The sequence below is a fragment of the Methanosarcina sp. DH1 genome (assembly GCF_020804205.1).
GTDB classification, from domain to species: Archaea; Halobacteriota; Methanosarcinia; order Methanosarcinales; family Methanosarcinaceae; genus Methanosarcina; species Methanosarcina vacuolata.
In genome coordinates, this window is sequence record NZ_WJBJ01000013.1 from 20,878 (window position 1) to 27,655 (window position 6,778).

The following is a 6,778-nucleotide window of genomic DNA, read 5'->3' on the forward strand; positions in this document are numbered from 1 at the left end:
ATCAGAGCAAAATTATTAACAATAAGAACTATTTTTATAAACTAGACAAAGAATTTCAATTTTCTCTGCTTAATTTTTCATCTACTTCTGCTTCTATCTTTTTTATGGGAAAGGCCCGTGCTACGCACGGTGACAATAACGGTTTAAGACAGCTATTACCACATTCTGGAAAAGCTAAATCCATTAATTACTCTGGAATTATAGAAAAAGGAAACAATTGAAAATCCAAAAGTAGCCAGAAATAAGTCAAAAAAGAGAATAATTGCCCTGCCTACTGAAAAAACAGGCAGGTAAAGAAATAAAACTCACAAATTCACTGCTTATCCATAACTTTCCTGTACATCCTGGCCTGGAACCCATGATACTTCGCAAACCCTTCTGCATCCTTCTGGTCAATGGTCTGGCTATCAAACGAAACCAGGTCCTCAGAATAGAGAGCATGCGGTGAGCTGCGGGCAAGGATCGTGAGAGCGCCTTTGTAGAGCCTGACTTTCACTGTACCTGTAACCCTTTCCTGGGACTTGTCGATAAAGGCGTTCAGGTCGGCATAAAGCGGCTCGTCCACAAGCCCGTAATAGGCAAGTTCGGACCACTGGTCGTCCACGATCTTCTTGAACTTGAGTTCGCTGCGGGTCAGGACGAGTTTTTCGAGGTCGGCGTGGGCTGCCAGGAGAACGGTTGCAGCCGGATGCTCGTAGTTCTCGCGGGCTTTTAAGCCGAGCACGCGGTCTTCGATCATATCGGTCCTGCCAACGCCGTTTTCGCCTGCGATTTCATTCATTTTCTTGACAAGGGCGTAGCCGCTCATTTTTTCGCCGTCAAGGGAAACCGGAACTCCTGCTTCAAAACCGATGTCAACAATCCTGGGCTGGTCAGGGGCTTTTTCAGGCGAGGTTGTCCACTCGAAAATCTCTTCCGGCGGGACAAAGGAAGGGTCTTCAAGCCTGCCGCCTTCGATGCTGCGGCTCCAGATGTTTTCGTCAACGCTCCAGGGCTTGGACTTTGTGACTTCCACCGGGATTCCGTGCTCTTTTGCGTAGTCGATTTCCCACTCGCGGGTCAGGTTCATCTCCCGCATCGGGGCGATAACATCCATGTCGGTCTGGCGGAAAACGGCTTCAAAACGGAGCTGGTCATTGCCTTTTCCTGTACAGCCGTGCGCAAGGGCTACTGCTCCTTCTTTCCTGGCAGCCTCGACCACTTTCTTTGCGATCAACGGGCGGGCAATTGATGTTCCCATTACATAGCCTTCGTAGCTTCCGTTGGCTTTGATCAAGGGGAAGACGTAATCTTTAACGAATTCTTCCTTTGCATCAATCGTATAATGCTTGTTGCTGATCTTCTCGGCCTTTGCGTCTGCCCGCTTGATTTCCCCTTCAGGCTGCCCGACATCGACTGAAATTGTAACTACTTCGTCGTAACCGTACTTTTCCTTGAGGATGGGGATGCACACCGAGGTGTCAAGCCCTCCTGAATATGCAAGTGCAACTTTCTTTGCCATGCTTTTACTACCCCTTGTTTAACGGATATGTGATATGATAAGAACCAAAAGATTGACATGTCAATCCAGTGACACGCTAATGGATTGATACATTGTGGATTGACTTGTTAATAGATTTACGTGTTAACGGATCAGTAAGTTCAGTAAGTTCAGTAAGTTCAGTAAGTTCAGTAAGTTCACCAGGGTTAATAAGGTTAATAGTTTAATAATTTTGGCAACAGGATATCTAATTTCTGTATATTTAACAGCCAGCGGCTGGTAGATTCAAAAACTGATTATGTTTTGCCGGAGGATGAAAAGCCACCCTGCCGGCTGTGATTCACATGTAAATTTTCTGTTGGCCGATGTTTTGAATTAAGCAGTACTCTTCAACAGGTACCCTTAAAGAGTTACCTGCTGACAGCTTTTTTTCCTTGATTTATCTTACTGTTCCATCTCTTTGTGGTACTCGTTGATGGACTTGATCGTAAGTTCCTCGCCCTTCTTCATAGTTTCAATGGCATCGGCTGCGGCTATTGCTGCTTGCATTGTGGTAATGTACGGGACCTTGAAATCAACAGCAGCCCGCCTGATCCTTGAACCGTCCCTGCGAGACTGTTTGCTTGTTGGGGTATTGATAATAAGGTCAACCTCATCCCTGCGCATCATATCTATGACATTCGGGCTTCCGTCATGGACCTTTTTCACGACATCCATGAAGACCCCGTGCTGTGCAAGATAGTTTACAGTGCCCTGTGTTCCCATAAGTTCAAGGCCTGCTGCCTGCAGTTTCTTTGCAACGTCCACGAGTTCGGTCTTGTCAGCATTCCTTATGGAAAGGAAAACTTTTCCGGTAAGAGGCAGCACATTGTCGGCTGCAAGCTCTGCCTTATAATATGCCCTTCCGAAATCGTAGTCAATACCCATGACCTCGCCAGTACTCTTCATTTCCGGGCCGAGTACAGGGTCTGCGCCTGGTAATTTATCGAAAGGCAGGAGAACTTCCTTAATTGAAACATGGTTGGGTTTTGGCTCGTCCGTGTATCCAATGCTCTTTAAGCTGTGCCCTGCAATTACCTTGGCTGCAATCTTTGCAAGCGGGATTCCAACGGCTTTCGAAACAAAAGGAATTGTCCTGCTTGAACGCGGGTTTGCTTCAAGCACATAGACCTTCCCGCCTTTCTCTGCCATCTGTATGTTAATCAGCCCTTTGACCTTGAGGGCAAGAGCTATCTTGCGGGTATAGTCCCTTACCTGGTCAAGAACCTCAGGTGAGAGGCTCTGGGGTGGAATCACACAGGCCGAGTCTCCGGAGTGAACACCGGCTTCCTCGATGTGTTCCATTATTGCGCCAATAAGCACGTCTTTCTGGTCGCAGACTGCATCCACATCAATTTCAGAAGCAGCCTCAAGGAAATCATCAATCAGTATTGGGTGTTCGTGAGAGACCCTGACTGCCTCTTTCATATAGCGTTCAAGGTCGATTTCATCGTATACGATTTCCATTGCCCGCCCGCCGAGTACGTAGGAAGGACGCACAAGTACAGGGAAGCCGATCCGCTTCGCAACCTCAATTGCTTCCTTATGGGAAGTTGCATATCCGCCTTCAGGCTGTGGAACGCCAAGCTCCTGCATAAGGATATAGAACTTTTCCCTGTCTTCGGCAAGGTCCATGTCATCAGGGTCCGTCCCCAGGATCACGGTATTAAGGTCGGTCCTGCGCTTCAATTCCTGCTTAAGGGGAATTGCAAGGTTCACTGACGTCTGCCCTCCGAACTGCACCAGGACTCCATCAGGTCTCTCACGCTCGATTACGTTCATCACATACTCAAGGGTAAGAGGTTCAAAAAAGAGCTTGTCTGAGGTATCGAAGTCTGTAGATACGGTTTCGGGGTTGTTATTAATAATGTGGGTCTCTATGCCTTCTTCCCGAAGCGCAGTAACCGCGTGCACAGTACAGTAATCGAACTCGATTCCCTGTCCAATCCTTATCGGGCCTGCACCAAGGATAAGAATCTTCTTCTTGTCTGTGGCGTTTGTCTCGCAGTCGTCTTCGTAAGTAGAATAGTAATAAGGAGTAGCTGCCTCAAACTCGGCTGCACAGGTATCTACCATCTTGAAGGTAGCCAGGATTCCGGCTTTATGCCTGAGGTCACTTATTTCCTGCCTGGTACTGTCAGTGAGCTCGGCAAGGCGGGTGTCCGGGAAACCCATCCTTTTTGCTTCACGCAGGAGGTCAGGAGTGAGTTCTTCTGCCCTTATGCGCTTTTCCATATCCACGATCCTTTTTATCTTTGAGATAAAGAAGGGGTTGATGCTCGAAAGCTCGGCAATTTCTTTTACCGACATGCCCCTCTCAAGTGCATCGAAGATAACAAAAAGGCGTTCACTTGTAGGGGTTTTGAGGAGAGTTTTAGTTTCAGGCTCGTCCCAGTGCTTATTTCCTAACTGGTTGTCGATATCCAGGGACTTAAAAGCCTTTAGCAGGGACTCTTCAATAGTCCTGCCAATTGCCATAACTTCTCCCGTACTTTTCATAGCTGTAGTCAGGGTCTTGTCTGCGGTTGTGAACTTGTCAAAAGGCCACCTGGGAATCTTTGTAATTACATAGTCCAGAGCAGGCTCAAAAGAAGCAGGGGTGCTCTTAGTAACATTGTTTATGATCTCATCAAGCGCCATTCCGATTGCGATTTTTGCAGTTACGCGGGCAATCGGGTAACCTGTAGCTTTGGATGCAAGGGCTGATGACCTTGAAACCCTCGGATTTACCTCGACAACACGGTAATCGCCTTCTTTTAAGGCATACTGGATATTGCACCCACCTTCAATTTTGAGAGCTCGGATAATCTTGATTGAGGCGCTCCTGAGCATCTGGTGCTCAGCATCACTTAAAGTCTGGGAAGGGGCAACAACTGCCGATTCTCCTGTATGCACGCCCATGGGGTCAATATTTTCCATGTTACAGATCACGATGCAGGTATCGTTTGCATCTCTCATGACTTCATATTCGACCTCTGCCCAGCCAAGCACGCTTTCTTCAATGAGCACCTGGTTGATGCGGCTGCGCCTGAGCCCGCGTTCCGTGATTTCAAGCAGCTCTTCTTTTGTGCGGGCAATTCCGCCTCCTGCACCACCGAGGGTGTAAGCCGGACGGACAATTAGAGGAAGCCCGAGTTCCTCGACAACGTCTTCGGCTTCTTTTAAAGAATTAACTGCCCGGCTTAAAGGAACCTTTTCTCCTATCCTGAGCATGGTCTCTTTGAAGAGTTCCCTGTCTTCAGTATTTTTAATGGCTTCAACAGGGGTCCCCAGGATCTCGACATTATATTTTTCAAATACGCCCTTTTCTGCAAGTTCACTGGTAATATTAAGGCCGGTCTGCCCTCCAATGCCTGCAATAATCCCATCAGGGCGCTCTTTTTCAATAATCCTTTCTACTATCTTGGCATCAAGGGGCTCGATATAGACCGAATCAGCCATTTCAGGATCGGTCATTATGGTTGCAGGGTTTGAGTTTACAAGGACAACCTTTATCCCTTCCTCTTTTAAGGACCTGCAAGCCTGGCTGCCTGAGAAGTCGAATTCCGCAGCCTGTCCTATAGTGATTGGCCCTGAGCCTATAAGCAAAACCTTCTTTATGTCCTCACGTTTAGGCATTAAATCTCACCTCCGAGGACCTTTACAACCTTGCCGAAGAACGTTTCCTCGGTATCCATAGGCCCTGCCTGGGCTTCGGGATGGAACTGTACACTGAAAATATCCAGGTCTTTGTGGGAAACCCCTTCTACGGTTTTGTCATTTGCATTCAGGTATTTTACATAGAGCCCTGTGCCGTCAAGAGAGTCCGCATCAACTGCATACCCATGGTTCTGGGAAGTTATGAAAATCTTGTTTTCAATCAGGTCCTTTACTGGCTGATTTCCTCCCCTGTGCCCGAATTTCAACTTGTAGGTTTTTGCTCCCATAGCAAGGGAGATAATCTGGTGCCCGAAACAGATCCCGCAAACCGGAATCGTACCTGCAAAAGCCTTTACGGCATTGATCGCATCCGTTGCTTTTTCGGGATCTCCTGGCCCGTTTGAGATAAAAAGGAGGTCAGGTTCGTAATTTGCAATTTCCGAGGGTTTTGCAGTTGCAGGAACCAGAGTGAGGTCAATTCCCCGCCTGTGGAGGTTGTTTATGATATTTCGTTTTATCCCGAGGTCGACTATAACCGCATGTTTGCGTTTGCTGCCACCTTTCCAGGCACCTTCTGCTCCGGGAATGAAATATGATTCTTTACAGGTTACAAGGGAGATAAGTTCCTCATCCGTGAGCTGTGGAGAGTTCCTTGCTACATCAACAGCCTCTTCCCCGTCGTCGCTGCCTGTGATAAGGGCTGCCCTCATGGTTCCACGCTCCCTTGCTCTGATAGTGAGCATCCGGGTGTCCACGCCTTCAATCCCCGGCTTTCCTTCATCCTCTAAAAATTTGTGGATCGAACGGGATGATTTATAATGATAGGGCTTTTTGCAGGCCTCCCTTACAACAAGCCCTTCCGCATGCATGTTATCGGACTGGACGCGCTCCCCGCTGACACCGTAGTTTCCGATAAGGGGGTAAGTAAACATTAAAATCTGACCCTTGTAAGAAGGATCTGTTAGAGCCTCCTCATATCCCGTGAATTGAGTGGTAAAAACAAGTTCGCCGCAAGCTGTGCCTTCGGCACCAAAACCGGTGCCCCTAATAACTGTTCCGTCTTCTAAGCCTAGTACTGCTTTCATCATCTGAACCTGCGAGTAAATGTCATAAGACATGTATAAGTGTTGCGATGAATTTCCCTACTCTCTTAATTACTGGTATTTTTTGAGTTTATTAATATATAAATTTTTCAATGAAACTCTATGCCCAATAAATAGACTTTTCCAGCCTGTTTAATGTTCCATTTTTCAACTCAAGAGCTTTCTAAATTTGAAACTGTTTGAAATCTAATAATCTCCAGATAAAATGAAAATGTTCGAAATCTTTGCCGCGACTGAAAATAAGACCTTTACCCCGGGTATCTCATACGGCGGGATGGAATTTAGCAGGCTCATTTTAGAGAAAAAAACTGAGAAATCCGGAATGCTGCATATAATCCATTATTTCACCTTTAACCTTAGGGCAGAAGTCAGTATCTCCGAATAATATCTGGCTTTTGCATACGACAAGCTAATATTAATGACAAAAGTAGAATTGTTCCCATATTTTGTTGCGGGGTCACTATCAATAGCTCCCTGCTGCTCCATTGACCTACACCTCCACGTCACTGGTTCAATG

Annotated in this window: 3 protein-coding genes; all 3 read right to left on the reverse strand. The window is 46.9% G+C overall.

Annotated features, from left to right (window positions below):
• Positions 1–313: 313 nt before the first annotated feature.
• The 3 genes from FXW07_RS06870 to carA all read right to left on the reverse strand — a co-directional run bounded on the left by FXW07_RS06870 (position 314) and on the right by carA (position 6,243).
• A complete protein-coding gene (locus FXW07_RS06870; protein ID WP_229394804.1) occupies positions 314–1,501 on the reverse strand; it encodes an argininosuccinate synthase in 1,188 nt (395 codons plus the stop codon).
• A 423-nt stretch (positions 1,502–1,924) separates the two neighbouring features.
• Positions 1,925–5,137 (reverse strand): carbamoyl-phosphate synthase large subunit, encoded by a 3,213-nt coding sequence (gene carB / locus FXW07_RS06875; RefSeq protein ID WP_229394805.1) that lies wholly within the window; start codon positions 5,135–5,137, stop codon positions 1,925–1,927.
• Entirely contained in the window at positions 5,137–6,243 is a 1,107-nt protein-coding gene (gene carA / locus FXW07_RS06880) for a glutamine-hydrolyzing carbamoyl-phosphate synthase small subunit (RefSeq protein WP_229394806.1), read from the reverse strand. Before carA ends, carB begins: the two co-directional genes overlap by 1 nt.
• Positions 6,244–6,778 lie beyond the last annotated feature (535 nt).

Excerpts from the sequence above, each read along its gene's own strand:
- FXW07_RS06870 (WP_229394804.1), bottom strand. The coding sequence starts at position 1,501 with ATGGCAAAGAAAGTTGCACTTGCATATTCAGGAGGGCTTGACACCTCG.
- carB (WP_229394805.1), bottom strand. The coding sequence starts at position 5,137 with ATGCCTAAACGTGAGGACATAAAGAAGGTTTTGCTTATAGGCTCAGGG.
- carA (WP_229394806.1), bottom strand. The coding sequence starts at position 6,243 with ATGAAAGCAGTACTAGGCTTAGAAGACGGAACAGTTATTAGGGGCACC.